The sequence below is a fragment of the Gemmatimonas aurantiaca T-27 genome, from assembly GCF_000010305.1.
In the GTDB taxonomy this organism is placed as follows: domain Bacteria; phylum Gemmatimonadota; class Gemmatimonadetes; order Gemmatimonadales; family Gemmatimonadaceae; genus Gemmatimonas; species Gemmatimonas aurantiaca.
This window is the reverse complement of sequence record NC_012489.1, coordinates 4,588,488-4,603,065: the sequence shown is the minus strand read 5'-3', so window position 1 is coordinate 4,603,065 and position 14,578 is coordinate 4,588,488. Positions and strand designations below refer to the sequence as shown.

18 protein-coding genes and 1 tRNA gene are annotated in these 14,578 nt (G+C 64.9%); 13 read left to right on the top strand and 6 right to left on the bottom strand.

All coding sequences use genetic code 11. The annotated features are described in order from the left end of the window. Window positions 1–31 precede the first annotated feature (31 nt). Entirely contained in the window at window positions 32–1,144 is a 1,113-nt protein-coding gene (locus GAU_RS19915) for a Kelch repeat-containing protein (protein ID WP_015895715.1), read from the top strand. Window positions 1,145–1,169: 25 nt separating this feature from the next. Here GAU_RS19915 and GAU_RS19910 read toward each other — a convergent pair whose 3' ends face one another. Continuing rightward, window positions 1,170–1,592: an Lrp/AsnC family transcriptional regulator gene (locus tag GAU_RS19910; RefSeq protein ID WP_015895714.1), complete on the bottom strand. Its 423-nt coding sequence runs from the start codon at window positions 1,590–1,592 to the stop codon at window positions 1,170–1,172. A 133-nt stretch (window positions 1,593–1,725) separates the two neighbouring features. Here GAU_RS19910 and rocF point away from each other — a divergent pair, with 133 nt between their 5' ends. The 3 genes from rocF to GAU_RS21560 all read left to right on the top strand — a co-directional run bounded on the left by rocF (window position 1,726) and on the right by GAU_RS21560 (window position 4,680). Beyond that, window positions 1,726–2,655: an arginase gene (rocF, locus tag GAU_RS19905; RefSeq protein ID WP_015895713.1), complete on the top strand. Its 930-nt coding sequence runs from the start codon at window positions 1,726–1,728 to the stop codon at window positions 2,653–2,655. Between the two features lie 31 nt (window positions 2,656–2,686). Beyond that, window positions 2,687–3,907, top strand: coding sequence for an ornithine--oxo-acid transaminase (gene rocD / locus GAU_RS19900; protein WP_015895712.1), 1,221 nt, complete (start codon window positions 2,687–2,689; stop codon window positions 3,905–3,907). 77 nt (window positions 3,908–3,984) lie between these two features. Further along, the gene (locus GAU_RS21560; protein ID WP_083765807.1) at window positions 3,985–4,680 is read left to right on the top strand and encodes a pentapeptide repeat-containing protein; all 696 of its coding nucleotides are present in this window, start codon (window positions 3,985–3,987) and stop codon (window positions 4,678–4,680) included. 9 nt (window positions 4,681–4,689) lie between these two features. Here GAU_RS21560 and GAU_RS19890 read toward each other — a convergent pair whose 3' ends face one another. The 5 genes from GAU_RS19890 to GAU_RS19870 all read right to left on the bottom strand — a co-directional run bounded on the left by GAU_RS19890 (window position 4,690) and on the right by GAU_RS19870 (window position 8,421). After that, entirely contained in the window at window positions 4,690–5,880 is a 1,191-nt protein-coding gene (locus tag GAU_RS19890; protein WP_015895710.1) for a hypothetical protein, read from the bottom strand. 25 nt (window positions 5,881–5,905) lie between these two features. Further along, the gene (locus GAU_RS19885) at window positions 5,906–6,628 is read right to left on the bottom strand and encodes a hypothetical protein (protein ID WP_015895709.1); all 723 of its coding nucleotides are present in this window, start codon (window positions 6,626–6,628) and stop codon (window positions 5,906–5,908) included. 11 nt (window positions 6,629–6,639) lie between these two features. Next, entirely contained in the window at window positions 6,640–7,374 is a 735-nt protein-coding gene (locus tag GAU_RS22075) for an isoamylase early set domain-containing protein (protein ID WP_015895708.1), read from the bottom strand. Beyond that, window positions 7,367–7,894, bottom strand: a complete 528-nt coding sequence (locus GAU_RS21550) for an RNA polymerase sigma factor (RefSeq protein ID WP_052574564.1) — start codon at window positions 7,892–7,894, stop codon at window positions 7,367–7,369. The genes GAU_RS22075 and GAU_RS21550 overlap by 8 nt, the downstream gene beginning before the upstream one ends. A 95-nt stretch (window positions 7,895–7,989) precedes the next feature. Next, window positions 7,990–8,421, bottom strand: a complete 432-nt coding sequence (locus GAU_RS19870) for a hypothetical protein (protein ID WP_015895706.1) — start codon at window positions 8,419–8,421, stop codon at window positions 7,990–7,992. A 193-nt stretch (window positions 8,422–8,614) separates the two neighbouring features. Between GAU_RS19870 and GAU_RS19865 the strand changes: the two genes are divergently transcribed. The 9 genes from GAU_RS19865 (at window position 8,615) to GAU_RS19825 (ending at window position 14,510) form a co-directional block, all read left to right on the top strand. Continuing rightward, window positions 8,615–8,944 (top strand): hypothetical protein, encoded by a 330-nt coding sequence (locus GAU_RS19865; RefSeq protein WP_015895705.1) that lies wholly within the window; start codon window positions 8,615–8,617, stop codon window positions 8,942–8,944. 48 nt (window positions 8,945–8,992) lie between these two features. Beyond that, window positions 8,993–10,027, top strand: coding sequence for a D-alanine--D-alanine ligase family protein (locus tag GAU_RS19860; protein WP_015895704.1), 1,035 nt, complete (start codon window positions 8,993–8,995; stop codon window positions 10,025–10,027). A 37-nt stretch (window positions 10,028–10,064) separates the two neighbouring features. Next, window positions 10,065–10,985 carry a rhomboid family intramembrane serine protease gene (locus GAU_RS19855; RefSeq protein WP_015895703.1) on the top strand — a complete coding sequence of 307 codons (921 nt, stop codon included), beginning with the start codon at window positions 10,065–10,067 and terminating at the stop codon, window positions 10,983–10,985. Between the two features lie 19 nt (window positions 10,986–11,004). Continuing rightward, complete coding sequence (gene queF, locus GAU_RS19850; RefSeq protein WP_015895702.1) at window positions 11,005–11,400, top strand: preQ(1) synthase; 396 nt, start codon at window positions 11,005–11,007, stop codon at window positions 11,398–11,400. Window positions 11,401–11,408: 8 nt separating this feature from the next. Next, window positions 11,409–12,248, top strand: a complete 840-nt coding sequence (locus GAU_RS19845; protein ID WP_015895701.1) for a helix-turn-helix domain-containing protein — start codon at window positions 11,409–11,411, stop codon at window positions 12,246–12,248. A gap of 130 nt (window positions 12,249–12,378) precedes the next feature. Further along, window positions 12,379–12,984, top strand: coding sequence for a hypothetical protein (locus GAU_RS19840; RefSeq protein ID WP_156799158.1), 606 nt, complete (start codon window positions 12,379–12,381; stop codon window positions 12,982–12,984). A gap of 89 nt (window positions 12,985–13,073) precedes the next feature. Further along, window positions 13,074–13,808, top strand: coding sequence for a hypothetical protein (locus GAU_RS19835; protein ID WP_052574563.1), 735 nt, complete (start codon window positions 13,074–13,076; stop codon window positions 13,806–13,808). A gap of 79 nt (window positions 13,809–13,887) precedes the next feature. Next, window positions 13,888–13,960 (top strand) — tRNA-Phe (locus GAU_RS19830). Window positions 13,961–14,225: 265 nt separating this feature from the next. Then, window positions 14,226–14,510 (top strand): mersacidin/lichenicidin family type 2 lantibiotic, encoded by a 285-nt coding sequence (locus tag GAU_RS19825; protein ID WP_015895698.1) that lies wholly within the window; start codon window positions 14,226–14,228, stop codon window positions 14,508–14,510. Window positions 14,511–14,578 lie beyond the last annotated feature (68 nt).

Here is a 14,578-nt window from a genome sequence, read left to right as displayed (position 1 = left end):
GCGGACCTTCCTCGCTCTCTTCGCGTCGCCTATGCCAATCTGGTCTCCGAGTTTTTCGCGCGCCGCGGTACTGTCGGCCGCCGTTGTGCTGTCCACGCCCGCCACCATGGCGGTTGGCACCATCGCGGCCGCCGCACCCATGAGTGCGGCGCGTGCAGCGCATACCGCCACCGCGCTGACTGATGGACGGGTGCTGGTGGTGGGCGGATTTCTGGCAGAGATATCGCCAGTGAACGCGGAACTGTATGATCGCGCGCGCAATCGGTTCATACCCGTGGCCACAACGAACACCGTGCGCCACAGTCATACCGCCACACGATTGGCCGACGGACGTGTGTTGATTGTCGGCGGTTACGGTCCCGACAACACACCCACCACACGCGCCGATCTCTTCGATCCGTCAATCAATCGTTTTGTGCCTACCGGCGCACTGCAGCAAGCACGCAGTGGGCACGTGGCCGTGTTGCTTGCAGACGGATCGGTGTTGATCGCCGGTGGTCTCGGTCCCGACTGGACCTTTCTGGCGAACGCCGAGCGCTACGATCCTGCCACCGGACGGTTCACGGCCGTGGGGGACATGACCACCGCGCGCGAGAGTCATGTGGCCGTACGACTCCGCAACGGTCGTGTGTTGATCGTGGGTGGTCATCAGGGACGACGCGCCGACATGCGGTTGTTCGCGTCGGCGGAAGAATACGATCCAGTCACACGGAGATTCACTGCGGTGGGCGACATGCAGGTGCGCCGTCACAAGCACGATGCCGTACTGATGGCCGACGGACAGGTGCTCGTGACCGGGGGGTCTGACGAACGCGATGATCGTGGTGTCTACAACCACGCCGAACGATATGACCCCTCCACACAGCGCTTCACACGGCTGACCGCGACGATGCACCGCAGTCGCTACAAACACGCCGGCAGTTCGGTGCTGCTGCCCGATGGACGTGTGCTCATCGCCGGTGGGGCGGCGCAGGCCGAAGTGTATGATCCGCAGCGTGGACAGTTCGCGCTGGTCGGTGGTCGCTCCGATCTGGCTGGCCAGTTCTCAGCCGTGGCGCTGCTGTCCGACGGCTCGGCGTTGATCACCGGCGGTTATGGCGCAAACCTCCGTCCACAGGCGAGCGCGTGGATGTTCGCGCCCTGACCAGGTGAGCTGGTTCTGGTGTGCGCTACAGCTTGTGGGTGGACAACAGCAGGTTGGTTTCGGAATTGACGATGCCCTTCACGCTGCGAATGCGCTGCAGCACGCGATCGAAATCTTCCAGCGTCTCGGTGTCGAGCTCCACCACCAGATCCCAACGTCCGTTGGTGGTGTGCAGCGCGCGCACCTCGGGATAGCCGCGCAGCGTCATGAGCACACTCTCGGCGTGATCACCTTCCACGCCCACCATCATGGTGGCGCGTACGCGGCGTCGGGCCGCTTCCGTGGTGACCCGCACCGTGAAGCCCAGCAGCACCCGGTCCCTGAGCATGCGATCGATACGGTTCTGCACCGTCGCACGAGAGACGCCCAGTTGAGTGGCTAGACGGGCGACCGGCGCACGGGCGTTTTCGCGCAGCAGGGCCAGCAACTGGTGGTCGGTGTCATCCATGAGCCGCCTCCGTGTCTATGTGGGTACCAGGATTATCAAAATGCCAATTTGATATGACAATACGCAAGAAATAGTGCACTTAATGCAAGCTTTGTTGGCTTGTTGCTAACACGGAAATGCCGAGATTTCGGGCATGAACTACATCCCGCCATCTCCCGATCGTGATGCCGTTCGCATTATCGGCGTGCCCATGGATCTGGGCGCCAGCCGACGTGGTGTGGACATGGGACCCAGTGCGATGCGTCTGGCCGATGTGGCCGACGTGATTCGTCGATTGGGCCTGAGCGTGACCGACGAGGGCAATGTGCGGGTGCCTGATCGGAGCGAAGTGCCCTCGTCGCCGTTGGGCCGTATCGGGGCCATCGCGCTGGTGGCGGCGGAACTGGCGGCGCGTACCGCCAATGCCGTCCGGCATGGGACGTGTCCGCTGGTGATCGGTGGCGACCATTCCCTGTCGGTGGGCTCGGTGGCCGGCACGGCCACGGTGCTCGCCGAGCGCGGTGAACGTGTTGGCCTCATCTGGTTCGATGCCCATGCCGACATCAACACACCGGACACCACGCTCACGGGCAACGTGCATGGCATGCCTGTGGCGCATCTGCTGGGGCTGGGCGATGAGCGTCTGTCGCGCCTTGCGTCGGTCACACCTGCGGTGCGTGCCGAGCATCTCGTGTACATCGGACTGCGCGACCTCGACGAGGCGGAGAAACACACCATCGCCCAGCTTGGCATTCGCGCGTTCACCATGCGCGATATCGACGAACGTGGCATGCGGAATGTGATGGACGAAGCGATGCAGGTCGTCACGCATGGCACGGGCGGTGTGCATGTCTCGCTCGACGCCGACTTCATCGATCCCCGGGAAGCGCCGGGGGTAGGTACTCCAGTACGCGGCGGTGTGAGTCTGCGCGAGGCGCACCTCGCAATGGAAATCATCAACGATTCGCGCGTCATGCTGGCGATGGACCTGGTGGAGATCAATCCCATTCTGGATCGGGCCAATGCCACCGCGGAGCTGGCAACCGACCTCGTGGCCAGCGCGTTCGGTCGACGCATACTCTAGTTACTGCCTGCCGCACTGGAAGGAGCTCATCATGACATCACTCACCACGCCAAGCGTCACACAGGAATTCATCGCTCGCGAAGACCAGTGGGGCGCCCACAACTATCGTCCGCTCGATCTGGTGATCGAATCCGCACAGGGCGCGTGGGTGACCGATGTGAACGGCAAGCGCTATCTCGACTGCCTCAGCGCGTACTCGGCCGTCAATCATGGTCACGCACATCCCCGCATTCTGCAGACGATGATCGAACAGGCCTCGCGGGTGACACTCACGTCGCGCGCCTTCCGGAATGATCAGTTGGGGCCGTTCTGCGAGGAGTTGGCGACTGCGTGCGGTATGGAGATGGTGTTGCCGATGAACACCGGCGCCGAAGCGGTGGAGACAGCCATCAAGGCCGCGCGTCGATGGGGCTATCGCACAAAAGGCATTCCCGATGGGCACGCCACGATCATCGCTTTCAATGGCAACTTCCACGGACGGACCACCACCATTGTCGGCTTCTCGTCCGAGCCATCGTATCGCGAAGGATTTGGTCCGTTCGCACCGGGCTTCGTATTGGCGCCGTTTGGCGATATCGAAGCCGTGCGCGCGTTGATGCATCGCAACGTGTGTGCCGTACTGGTGGAGCCCATTCAGTGTGAAGCCGGCGTGCTGATCCCGCCGCCGGGTTTCCTGCGGGCGCTGGCCGACCTGTGTCGCGAGCACGAGGTGTTGCTCATCGCCGATGAAATCCAGACGGGACTCGGGCGCACCGGAGCGATGTTCGCCTGCGATCACGAGGATGTGAAGCCCGACATGTTGGTGTTGGGCAAGGCGCTGTCGGGCGGCTTCTATCCTGTGTCGGCCGTGGTGTCGCGGCGCAACGTGCTCGATGTGTTCGGGCCCGGTTCGCATGGCAGCACCTTCGGCGGCAATCCGCTCGGGTGCGCCGTGGCGCGCACGGCGCTGCGTGTGTTGCAGGATGAACACCTTGCCGAACGCAGTGCCGCACTCGGTGCCTGGTTCCTGCAGCAGGTGCAGGCGCTCTCACATCAGGACATCGTGGATGTGCGCGGTCGTGGCCTGCTGGTGGGCATCGAATTGCGTGGATCGGCGCGCCCGTGGTGTGAAGCCCTCATGGCGCGGGGCATGCTGTGCAAGGAAACACACGATCATGTGATCCGCCTATCGCCACCACTGGTGGTGAGCAAAGACGACCTGATCTGGGCCGTGCAGCAGTTGCGTGAGGTGTTCACCACAGCGGCAGCCTGACGGGATCCTGCGACACAATCCCGTCACAAAACGGCAACAGCCCGTGACGAACAGGTCAACGCGTGCAGACTGCGGGCATGCGTTCCCTCTTCGATTCCGCCATGATCATCGATGCGCTGGCCAACCTGGTCAAGTTCTGGCAGATCATCATCTTCGTGTTCGGCGCCTATCAGTTCTGGGCCAACCGCCGCGAGCGGCTGGCGGCTGACAAGGTGCGCAATGTGCAGGCGCTGACCGATTCCAACTATCAGGCGTGGCAGGTCGTGAACAGTGCGCAGGGCAAGGGCGGGAGCGGCGGTCGTGTCGACGCGCTGGCCAATCTTGTGCGCAATGGACAATCGCTCGCCGGTGTGAATGTCGATGGCGCATGGCTCGAAGGCATCGATCTGCGTGGGGCCAATCTGCAATTCGCCAGCTTGCGCGATGCCAACCTGCAAGGAGCGGATCTGACACAGGCCAATCTCAAGGGCGCCGACCTGTCGGGGGCAAATCTCACGGCCGCCACACTCGATGGCGCCGTGCTCGCGGGGGCCACCGTGCACGCCACGCGACTCTCGGCGGCATCGCTGCGTGCCACGGATCTTGGCGACCTGCATGATTGGGAGCACATCCGCACGATCACCTACGCGCGGTTGCACGAGCTGCAACGTGCTCCCGCTGGCTTTCGCGACTGGGCGCGTGCACAGGGTGCCGAAGATCAGATCACCGATGCGGACGCTACGCGACAAGACGACGCGGGGTTGTCGTACTCCACGCAGTTCCGCGCGGTGTAGCGCACCGGACTACGGAACGACCACCAACCCTGCTCCGGTGCCAAAATCGTCTTCTACCGAGGCCAGTCCGAGGGGAGCACGCCAGGCACCGCCGTTGATACGCACGGCGATGCGATGGGAGCCGCTGGGCAGTGTGAGGCGATACACGAACGCTTCACCCTGACGGGACACCCGGGTCACGGCCCAGGCGCTGATGCTGCTCATCACTTCGACCACCGCATCGTTGGCCGCATTGATACGCAGTTCGATGGTGCCACCCTGTTCACCACGCGTGAGCAGTACTTCGGGACCGCGCAACTCGGGCACAGCGGACGAGGTGGCGAGCGATGTCGACGTGCGCCCCAGGCGCGGTGTCCAACGGATCGCCCCTCCGGCATAGCGGGCCTGAGGCACACCGCGCACCACATCGGCCATCTGCTCGCCGACCTGCGCAAACATCATGACTGACGACGTGAACTGCCAACCGGCGCTGACGAGATAACTCCGCGCGGTTCCCCGGGTTTCCTGCAGACCTTTGCGACGACCGATGCTGCCTGCGAGCAGCAGGCGCGATGAACGCCAGGACACATCACCCGTGACATCACGCAGCGCATAGCGCATGGCCTGGTGCGACAAAAAAATCTTCGACGCCTCCATGAGCTGGAAATCGTTGGTGTAGGATCGTTGCAGCGACACCCCTGCTCGCAGACCGCCGACGTCGGCCGTGAGGCCACCCACATAGGCGTGGCCCTTGCTGTTGAGCGCCATGCGTGAGGTGCGGCCACCGCCACCACCGCCATGCAGACCAATCGGCCCCAGTTGCACGAGCTGACGCGCGTGAAAGCTGCGATTGCCGTTGTGTCCCGGCATCACGAGACCGATGGTCGTCGCGCTCACGTCCACGTCGGTGCGCGACCAGCGCAACCACGAGGGCGCCAAGGACGTGCGCAACACCCATTGGGCCGCCGCGGCGCTGTCATCGGCGAAGGTCATGGCCGCATCACCGCCGATACCCAGCGCACCGAAGCGTTGCCAGATGCCACCGCCCATCGATGCCGCCGAACGTTCGGCGCTGAGCGGTTGTTGCACGCGGGCACCGCCGAGATCCACCCACAGCAGCGGACCGCCACGAGTGGACTGGGCGTCCATTCGGCGGGCGCTGAGGCTGGCGACTGTCACCGTCGCGACCGTGGCGACGATGCAGGTGCGTACGGCATGCATCGTCGCGAGCGCGGCGCGCGGAAAATTATTTCTTCGGCGGAGTGCCGGGTCGGATGGGCGCTGGGCTGGCCGGCTGCATGCCGTTGAGTACCTGCGCCTGATAATTGAGCAAGGAAATGACACCCTTGGAGCGTAGCTCCATAGCGGCATTTGGCGCGAGTCCCGACGCGATATCGTTGCGCACTTCCGTGCCCATCGAAGCAAATTGTGCCGACGATGCACCCTTGATCAGCAGCTCGCGCACGCGGCGTGTGGCCACGGACTGTGAGACACCGCTGGCGACCATCTCCGAAAGCACGCCAAGGGGCACCGTCAGTGGCTTGCCGGGCCAGAGCTTGCGCATGTCGCGCAGCGTGCTGGCCGGTACGCCCGCCTGCAGGGCATCGGCGCCGGCGGCGAGTTCTTCCGACGATCGTGTCGGTGCCAGCGCACTGGACGCCTTTTCGAGGCGATCGACGAGCAGCGACGTGGCGTTGCGGATGCGATCGGGCGTTGCCCGCTTGGCAATGCCTTCGCGGACCTTGGTGACGAGTGGCGACGTGGGCAGCCCTTTGGCGGCCGCATCGGCAATCAGGGTGCGGATGGCGGTGCGGGCGCCGGCGTCATCGATGGCTTCGTACGGCGTAGCCGAGTCCTGCGCAACGAGTGCAGACGGGCAGAGCGCACTCAGTGCCAGAACACCGACGGCGCCCATGACACCGGTGAACGGTGTGCGCCGGAGACCACGCGATCGGATGAGGCGGGTCATCGTGTCATGCCTCACGGGGTGCGTACGAGGATGACCGAACCCGGACGACCGAAGTCGGCATCGGGTGCCTGCGGGGCACGGGGATCGGCGATCCATCGCTTGCCGTTGACCACGAAGGCGTACACATGGCGGCCCGGCGGCAGTGGCAGCGTGGCGCTCCAGACGCCGTTGTCGAGCGTGAGCGGGATGGCGTTGACATCCCAGTCGTTGAAATCACCAACCAGACTGACGGTGGTGCCACCCGCCACTTCGCGGGCGTCGAGCATGAACTGCACCGGGATCGGCAGGGTGGACGCGTCCGCGGTGCCTTCCACCGCGCGCAACGTCGTGCCTTGCTGCGGCCCCAGGGGGATCTCCTGCGGGGAAACGCCGGTGGCCACGCCCGTGGCCACCATGCCGGCGCCGGCGCGCCCATCCACCCGCGCATCGGGGCGCATCAGGTACCCGCGGGCCACGAAGCCGACGGTGAGCGCCAGGGCAGCCATGCCGCCCACACGAGCCAGGGGTGGCGTGGAGAACTGCCACCACTCACGCACTCCTTCGAACCGGCCCAGGAATCGCTGCCAGGGTGTGCGCTTGCGATCGGCGACCGCGGTGAGAATCTGGGCGATGGCCCGTCGATCGACGGCGGGCATCGGGGTGAGGGCGGCACGCACCTGCCGGAGCAGGAGATCGTCTTCGCCTTCGCGGAAATCGGCGGAGGATGGCGCACCACCCTCGCGTGGGGACCGGAACCGGTCATTCATGGATCGCACCCTCCCGCAGCACGACACGCAAGGTGTCGATGGCGCGCTTCACGCGCATGCGGAGTGTGGAGCCCTTCGCGCCCGTCACGATCGTCATCTCTTCGTAGTCCATGTCGTTCACATGACGGAGCAGGAAGGCTTCGCGTTGTTCTGGAGGCAACTGCGCGAGCGCCTGGTGCACATCGCGCACAAACCCTTCGTCGGGGATGTCTGTTTCGGCGTCGCTGGCCGCATCGACCGGCACGTCGCCGTATTCAAAGGTCTCATGGTGTCGCTTGCGCTTCGCCATGAGGGTGCGGCAACGGTTCCCGAGAATGCGGAAGAACCACGGATCGAACGGTGCATCCTCGCGGAACCGCGCCAAGTTGTCATGAACACGCAAGAAGGCATCCTGCACGGCCTCCTCGGCGTCTTCACGGTGATGCAGCATCTGCAGGGCGAAGCGCAGCGCTCGCGGGTAATAGTGCTCCACCAGCCGAGCGAAGCTTGCGCGATCGCCATGCCGTGCCTGTTGCAGCACAAGGTGAAGTGTTCCTGCGTCGAGCGAATGCACGTCCCGTAGTACCCGAATCAGATGCGGTCAAACGAAATGAACTGCGAAAATGTGTCGATCAATCAAAGCGTGACGCGGGCTGTCTGCACCCCGCCCGTGTCGGGACGCAGGACCCCATCGGCGCCACGACGATACGTCCACCACATGACGATCGCCGCCTTCGACGTGTTGGTGTACCCCGCGATCGACGGGTACGGCACGGTGGCCGAAGCGCCCTGCACAATCTGCGGACAACGCTCGTCACATGGCGGGTAGAGGGCCACCGTGGCCATCTCACTGTCGACCACCATGTAGCCGATCACCGCTTCCGTGGTGTTGCGCAGTGTCAGGTTCGGACGGGTCGCCTTGACCTCCACCGTACCGGCAACGATCTGACCGTTGTCGTTCGGCGAGTTCTTGGCCCCGTCAGCGAGACTGTCCACTCCCGTGGAGGTGGCGCACGCCGACAGCGTGGCCCCGACCAGGGCGAGAGACAGGAGGTACCGGGTTTTCATGCAATTCCGGGCTGAGGGTTTTTCGATCCGTCAGCCCGCCATACCCGGGGGCCAATGCCCCCGTCACCGTGACGAATTCCCACGGTGGGCCGAAGCTCAACTGTTACCTCGGCTGCCGTCCCCCGTCTCCAGAGCATGGCGGGTGTCCGACGATGCCGTCCGACACCGCGCTGCCGACCCGTCCTTCCACGCAATGATCCACGCCCTCTATCAGTTCACTGACGCCCTTGGGGAGCCGCTTCGCGAATACAGCCGCGGGCGCCTCGCGGCACTCTTCGCCGATCCCCGTGCGTCCACCTGGGAAGATGCGCACGGAGTGGTGGTGAACGCCCGCGGACTGACCCTGTGGCAGGCGTGGATTGCGGTGGACCCCGAGGCACCCATCGCCAGCCGGCATGTCACCATCGACCCCTTCGACCGGGTGGTGGTGCTGCGGGAGTGGGAACGGGTGCCGGATACCGCCACCCTCGAGCGCATCGTGCGTTTCGCCCTGGAAGACGCGCTGGAGTTCGATCGCCACTGAGGTCCGGCGGCGCATAGTGGATTTGGCGGTTCGCGGTAGCTTTGTGTCATGTCCAAGTCGCTCCGCATCACCGTATTGCTCGGCGGGGTCTCCGCCGAACGTGACGTTTCCCTCTCGTCCGGACTCCGCATCGCGATGGCGCTGCGGGAAAAGGGGCATGAAGTCATCTGCCTCGACCCGGCCGAAGGGGTTCTGACCCGCGAGACCGAGCGCAGCCTGCTGGCCAGCGGCGTAGGCAGTGCACCCCCGTCGCTGGAAGCGCTGGCCGGACTCGAGTCCCGTGCGCTCTCGCCGGTGCTGGGCACCTTGCCCGAGCTCACCGAAGCCGACTGTCTGTTCCTGGCGCTGCACGGCGGACAGGGGGAAGACGGCACCATTCAGGCGCTGCTCGACATGGTGGGGGTGCCGTATACCGGCAGCGGCCACCTGGCGAGCGCGCTGGCCATGGACAAACACCTCAGCAAGGTGGTGCTGCGTTCGGCCGGCGTGGCCACCGCCAACTGGATCATGGCGCCGGCACCCGACTCTGCCGAAACGCTGGACGCGGACGATGTGGGGCGGCATCTCGATTGGCCGGTGGTGGTGAAGCCGTCGAAGCAGGGCAGCACGGTGGGGCTGTCCATCGTGCGCGCGCCGGAGGAGCTGGCCGCCGCCGTGCGGGAGGCGTTCCGCTACGACGACGAGGTCATGATCGAGCGGTTCGTGCCTGGGCGGGAGCTGACGGTGGGCATTCTGGGTGATGCCGTGCTGCCGACCATCGAGATCCAGCCGGTGAAGGAGCTGTACGACTACGAGTGCAAGTACACGCCCGGTATGGCCAAGGAGTTCGTGGCCGAACTGTCTCCGGAAGAGGCGTCGAAGCTGGCCGACCAAGCAAAAAGGGCGTTTCAGGCCCTCAAGCTGCGGGGGTATGCGCGCATCGATTTCCGGCTGGATCCCCAGGGGCAGCCGTGGTGTCTGGAAGCCAACACGTTGCCGGGAATGACACCGACGAGTCTCATTCCGCAGGCGGCGGCCGCAGCGGGCGTCTTGTTTCCCGATCTGTGTGAACGCATCGTGCAACTGGCGCTCGCAAAGCGCTGAGACGTGGCAGTGACGTAAGAGACCCGGTCCCCTTCCAATGGCGTACGCGACCTACGACGAATTCGAGTCCACACGCAGTCCCAATGCCATCTACTGGCTGATTGGATTGTGTGTGGGCGTGTACTTCGTACAGGCCACGCTGGTCGGCGACGCCAACATGGCGCGCTGGTTCGGTTATTCGGCCGGCGACCTCGCGTCACGTTCGTTGTGGACGGTGGGCACCTACATGTTCGTGCACGGTGGCCTCATGCACCTTCTGCTGAACATGTGGACGTTGTGGTTGTTCGGACCACGGGTGGAGCGGGCGTGGGGCTCGAGCACGTTCACCTGGTACTACCTGTGGTGCGGGCTTGGTGGCTGGGCGTTCCACTACCTGTTCCAGGGCAGCGGCGGCACGTTGGTTGGTGCATCGGCTGCCATTCTCGGTGTGGCGGTGGCATACGCCTCACGCTGGCCGGACGACGAAGTGATGTTCTTCGGCGTGGTGCCGATGAAGGTGCGCTGGTTGGTGGTGTTCATGGCACTGATCAACATCACGATGGCCGTGGTGGATGCCGGCAGCCTGGGTGGCACTGCCTATGCCGCGCACATCGGCGGCATGGTGGCGGGGTGGATCTATTTGCGCGCGCCACGTGCCGGCAGCCTCGATCGGTTCCGCCGCGGCATCGCGCCGGCCCCCGACTACGGCGACGAGCCACCGCGCGCCGTGCCCAAGTCCAGCAACCGGCCGCGTGAACGCGAGATCGACGATATCGTCGCGCAGAGCAAGGCCGCCGTGGCTCGTGTGCGTCCCACGGCGCCGGCCCGCCCGGCACCGGCCGCCACCGCCGCTCCGTCATCGCAGACGGCCTTCGACGCCGTGCTCGACAAGATCGCGGCCGAAGGCATCGACAGCCTGACCTCGGACGAGCGCTCGCTGCTCGACGAATGGTCGCGGAAGCTGCGCGACGAACAGTAGGGAGCGTTTAGATTTCGGGATGCCCAAGCCCGAATTGCTGGAGAAATTCCCGAATCCCTACGCCGACCGGGATTACGAGATCTACATGGAGACCGACGAGTTCACGTCGCTCTGCCCACTCGGCGGTGTCGAAACGGACGCGATCGAACTCAAGCTGCTCGAAGGCGGCGCGCCCGATTTTGCCACCATTCGCATCACCTACACGCCCGATGTGCATTGCGTGGAGCTCAAGAGCCTCAAGCTCTATTTCTGGAGCTTCCGCAACGACGGCATCTTTTACGAGCGTGTCGTGAATCGCATCCTCGATGATCTGGTCGAAGCCGTGTCACCGCGTGCGCTCACCGTGGTGGGTGACTTCAAGGTGCGTGGTGGTCTCAAGAGCATCATCACGGCGAAGTACGTGAAGGGTCAGTAAGACGCACCATGACTGACGCCGCACGCGGGCTGCGCTATGTCGAGACACCACCGGGTGTCGGCGCACAGCCCGTGGCGGCCGCGTACTGGGGGTTCGATGTGTTCGAGCTGCCCACCAATCCGTTTGTGCACCGCGTATGGCCGCATGGCTGTGTGACGCTGGTGTTTGTCTGCCATGAGGCCACGCTGATCACGGCGCGTGTGCATGCGGGCATGCTGCAGCCGTACGAGGTGCCGCTGCGTGAAGGGGTGCGCTCGCGTGGCGTGCGGTTCCGTCCGGAGTGTGGGGCGGCGTTTCTCGATGTGCCGCCGTCGCAGTTGTGTGATCGCAATCTCGATGCACGCGACGTGTTGGGTGAGGACGCCTGGACACTGGGCGCACAGGTGGCCGCGTGCGCCGATGAAGACGCGGTACATCGATGTTATGACGAGTGGATTGCGGCGCGTCTCGCCGAGCGCGCCACCCGCCCGCACGATGTGTTGCGCACACCGATGGCGCAGGCGGTGCGTCAGGCGGTGGATCTGCTGGTGACCAGCAATGGCCAGCAGCGCATGTCGGAGGTGGCGGCGGCCGTGGGCGTACATCCGCGCACATTGCAGCGGCACTTCGTGGCCATGGTGGGCATCACCCCCAAACAGTTTGCGCAGGTGCGCCGAGGGCGTGGCATGCTGCGGCGCGTGGTGGAGGAGCAACTCACCGAGCGCATGGGGTGGTCGGGGGTGGCAGCGGAGTCGGGGTACAGCGACCAGGCGCATCTCACGCGGGAGATGACGCGGCTCACGAAGTTCTCGCCCAAGCGGCTCAAGGACCGATTGGATACGATCGAACACGGCGGGTTGGTCGACTGACCGAGGGCGGCGCGCTGTCGGATTTCTGCAAGACGGAATGTGCGCGCCGAGTGAAGATGCAGCGTTCGCCGGCGGACCCAGAGCTGTGGGATGACCGCCGGCCGTTTCCTTCTCTTTCCGGGACTCTTCCGTGCGCCTCTCTCTGTCGTCTTTCTCGGGCTCCGGCCGAACGCTGATGCTGGCCGGTGGACTGTTGCTGGCGGGGCTCGGATTGAAGGCCGCACCCGTTGGGGCCCAAACGCCCGAGCAGCGGGCCGCCACGCTGCGCACCGCGCAGGACGCGATGGCGCGGTTTGCGTGGCTGGAGGGCGAGTGGGAAGGACCGGCCACCGCCATCAATGGGGGGCGCAGCTTCACGCTCACCCAGCGGGAAACGGTGCAGCGGGTGGCGATGAACACCGCGCTGATGATTCAGGGGCGGGGATCGATGAAGATGGCGCCCGACCAGCCTGAGCGACTGGTGTTCAATGCGGCCGGCATGTTCGCCTATGACGGGATCACCAGTCGCTACACGTTCTTTTCGGCGTCCGGATCGGGACAGGCGCAGCAGTTCACCGCCGAACTGACTGGTGCGGATGGATTCATCTGGGGTTTTGCGGGGGCCGATGGGCACCGCACGCGCTACACGATCACCAGAACACCGGCCGGGGAGTGGCATGAGATCGGGCACACGTCCACGGACGACGGCAAGACCTGGACGCGGACGTTCGAGATGACCCTCAAGCGGAAACCTTGACGGCTGGCGGGGCGTCCAAGGGGCTGGACAGCGCGATCCGGGTGTCGTCTGTTCCATGCGCACGCCCACTCTTTCCCTTCGAGGACGATGTGATCGAGATCCCGCCCCTCCGACTATGGCATGGACGCAGGACGCGTCGTATCGCGCTGGCCGCCACCTGTTCCGTGCTTTGTGCGGCGCCGCTTGGGGCGCAGCAGGCCAAAGCAGCGCCGGCTTCCCCGCAGCATCAGACCGGTGGCAACGAAGGGAAGCGCCCCATCGGCTGGCAGGTGCGGTATGACGGAGGTGCCGCGCATGCAGGCCATGGCGCGGGCGGAGACACGGTGGCGTTTGCGCAGATGACCCCGGGGTTCCACGTGACCACCGGGGGGCAGGCGGCGTTGTTGTGGCACGCCGACAGTACGGTGCGCGGCAATTTTGTGGTGGAGAGCTCGATTTTTCTGTTTCCCACCAAAGGCCGAGACCATGAAGGGTACGGTCTGGTGTTGGGGGGCAGCGATCTGGGTGGCGCCGCCCAGCGCTACACGTACTTCCTGCTGCGCAACGATGGCCGCTACCTGGTGAAGCAGCGTCAGGGCGAGAAGCTGACCACGCTCACCGACTGGACGGCCACGCCGGCCATCAAGCTGCAGACGGGTGGCGACGCCATGAAAAACGACCTCCGTGTGGAGGCCCAGGGCGAAACCGTGCGTTTTCTGGTGAACGGCACCGCCGTGACGTCGTTACCGCGTGCCCGGGTGAATCCGGACGGCATTTTTGGTCTGCGGATCAATCATGGCGTGAATGCGCACGTGGTGAGTGTGGGGCGTCCCAAGGCACGCTGAGCGCGGTCGGACGGTTCCCTTTGAGGCGCGTCCTGATATATTCGAAGGCTCCGGTACATGGGCGACCATGTACCGGTTTGGCTAGGTAGCTCAGTTGGTAGAGCAGCGGACTGAAAATCCGCGTGTCGGGGGTTCGATTCCCTCCCTAGCCACTGTAGACAGTTCAGACATTGTGCACAGGCGGCGCTCGGGTTCTCCCGGGCGCCGTTTTGTCGTTTTGCATTGGATGTGGGTGCGTCGAAGGGACGCAGCGAGCGCTGCGCCATGAACGCCTCGCAGCGCAATTGATCGCATGAGAATGACAGGCCAATGACACACCGGCCACACCTTGGCGGCGCACCTCAACCCACAGGCCGTCGCGCTGCTGCACCTGGCGGCGATCGCCTGTGCCCCCATCACGACCCAATGGGAGCCCCCATGACCGATACGCTCATTCGCGCCTGGAAGGACCAGCACTTCCGCGACAGCCTGCCGCACGCCACCCGCGCGGCACTCCCGGCCAACCCGGCCGGAGAACTCGCCAACATCGATCCCGAGGTCGGTGCGGCCGTGGGTGGAGAGTCCCGCACCGAGTTCCTGCTCACACTGGGCTGTTGCCAGGGATTCACCCAGTTCTGCGGGGCGTTCACGGGAGGCTCGGTGTGCACCTCCGACTGCATGACCATCTGGCTGACCACCGACGCGATCTGCGCCATGAAGTAGTCGCGGGTTTCACACCGGAGGCGTGGCTTGCCACCACGGTGCTGAGACACGCCTCCGGATTTCCGTCT

What these genes read in the sequence shown, in the direction of transcription:
- GAU_RS19860 (WP_015895704.1), top strand. Translation starts at nt 8,993, where the DNA reads ATGTCCAAGTCGCTCCGCATCACCGTATTGCTCGGCGGGGTCTCCGCC.
- GAU_RS19890 (WP_015895710.1), bottom strand. Translation starts at nt 5,880, where the DNA reads ATGCATGCCGTACGCACCTGCATCGTCGCCACGGTCGCGACGGTGACA.
- queF (WP_015895702.1), top strand. Translation starts at nt 11,005, where the DNA reads ATGCCCAAGCCCGAATTGCTGGAGAAATTCCCGAATCCCTACGCCGAC.
- rocF (WP_015895713.1), top strand. Translation starts at nt 1,726, where the DNA reads ATGAACTACATCCCGCCATCTCCCGATCGTGATGCCGTTCGCATTATC.
- GAU_RS19910 (WP_015895714.1), bottom strand. Translation starts at nt 1,592, where the DNA reads ATGGATGACACCGACCACCAGTTGCTGGCCCTGCTGCGCGAAAACGCC.
- GAU_RS19845 (WP_015895701.1), top strand. Translation starts at nt 11,409, where the DNA reads ATGACTGACGCCGCACGCGGGCTGCGCTATGTCGAGACACCACCGGGT.
- GAU_RS19870 (WP_015895706.1), bottom strand. Translation starts at nt 8,421, where the DNA reads ATGAAAACCCGGTACCTCCTGTCTCTCGCCCTGGTCGGGGCCACGCTG.
- GAU_RS21560 (WP_083765807.1), top strand. Translation starts at nt 3,985, where the DNA reads ATGCGTTCCCTCTTCGATTCCGCCATGATCATCGATGCGCTGGCCAAC.
- GAU_RS19865 (WP_015895705.1), top strand. Translation starts at nt 8,615, where the DNA reads ATGATCCACGCCCTCTATCAGTTCACTGACGCCCTTGGGGAGCCGCTT.
- GAU_RS19885 (WP_015895709.1), bottom strand. Translation starts at nt 6,628, where the DNA reads ATGACCCGCCTCATCCGATCGCGTGGTCTCCGGCGCACACCGTTCACC.
- GAU_RS19855 (WP_015895703.1), top strand. Translation starts at nt 10,065, where the DNA reads ATGGCGTACGCGACCTACGACGAATTCGAGTCCACACGCAGTCCCAAT.
- rocD (WP_015895712.1), top strand. Translation starts at nt 2,687, where the DNA reads ATGACATCACTCACCACGCCAAGCGTCACACAGGAATTCATCGCTCGC.
- GAU_RS22075 (WP_015895708.1), bottom strand. Translation starts at nt 7,374, where the DNA reads ATGAATGACCGGTTCCGGTCCCCACGCGAGGGTGGTGCGCCATCCTCC.
- GAU_RS19825 (WP_015895698.1), top strand. Translation starts at nt 14,226, where the DNA reads ATGACCGATACGCTCATTCGCGCCTGGAAGGACCAGCACTTCCGCGAC.
- GAU_RS19915 (WP_015895715.1), top strand. Translation starts at nt 32, where the DNA reads ATGCCAATCTGGTCTCCGAGTTTTTCGCGCGCCGCGGTACTGTCGGCC.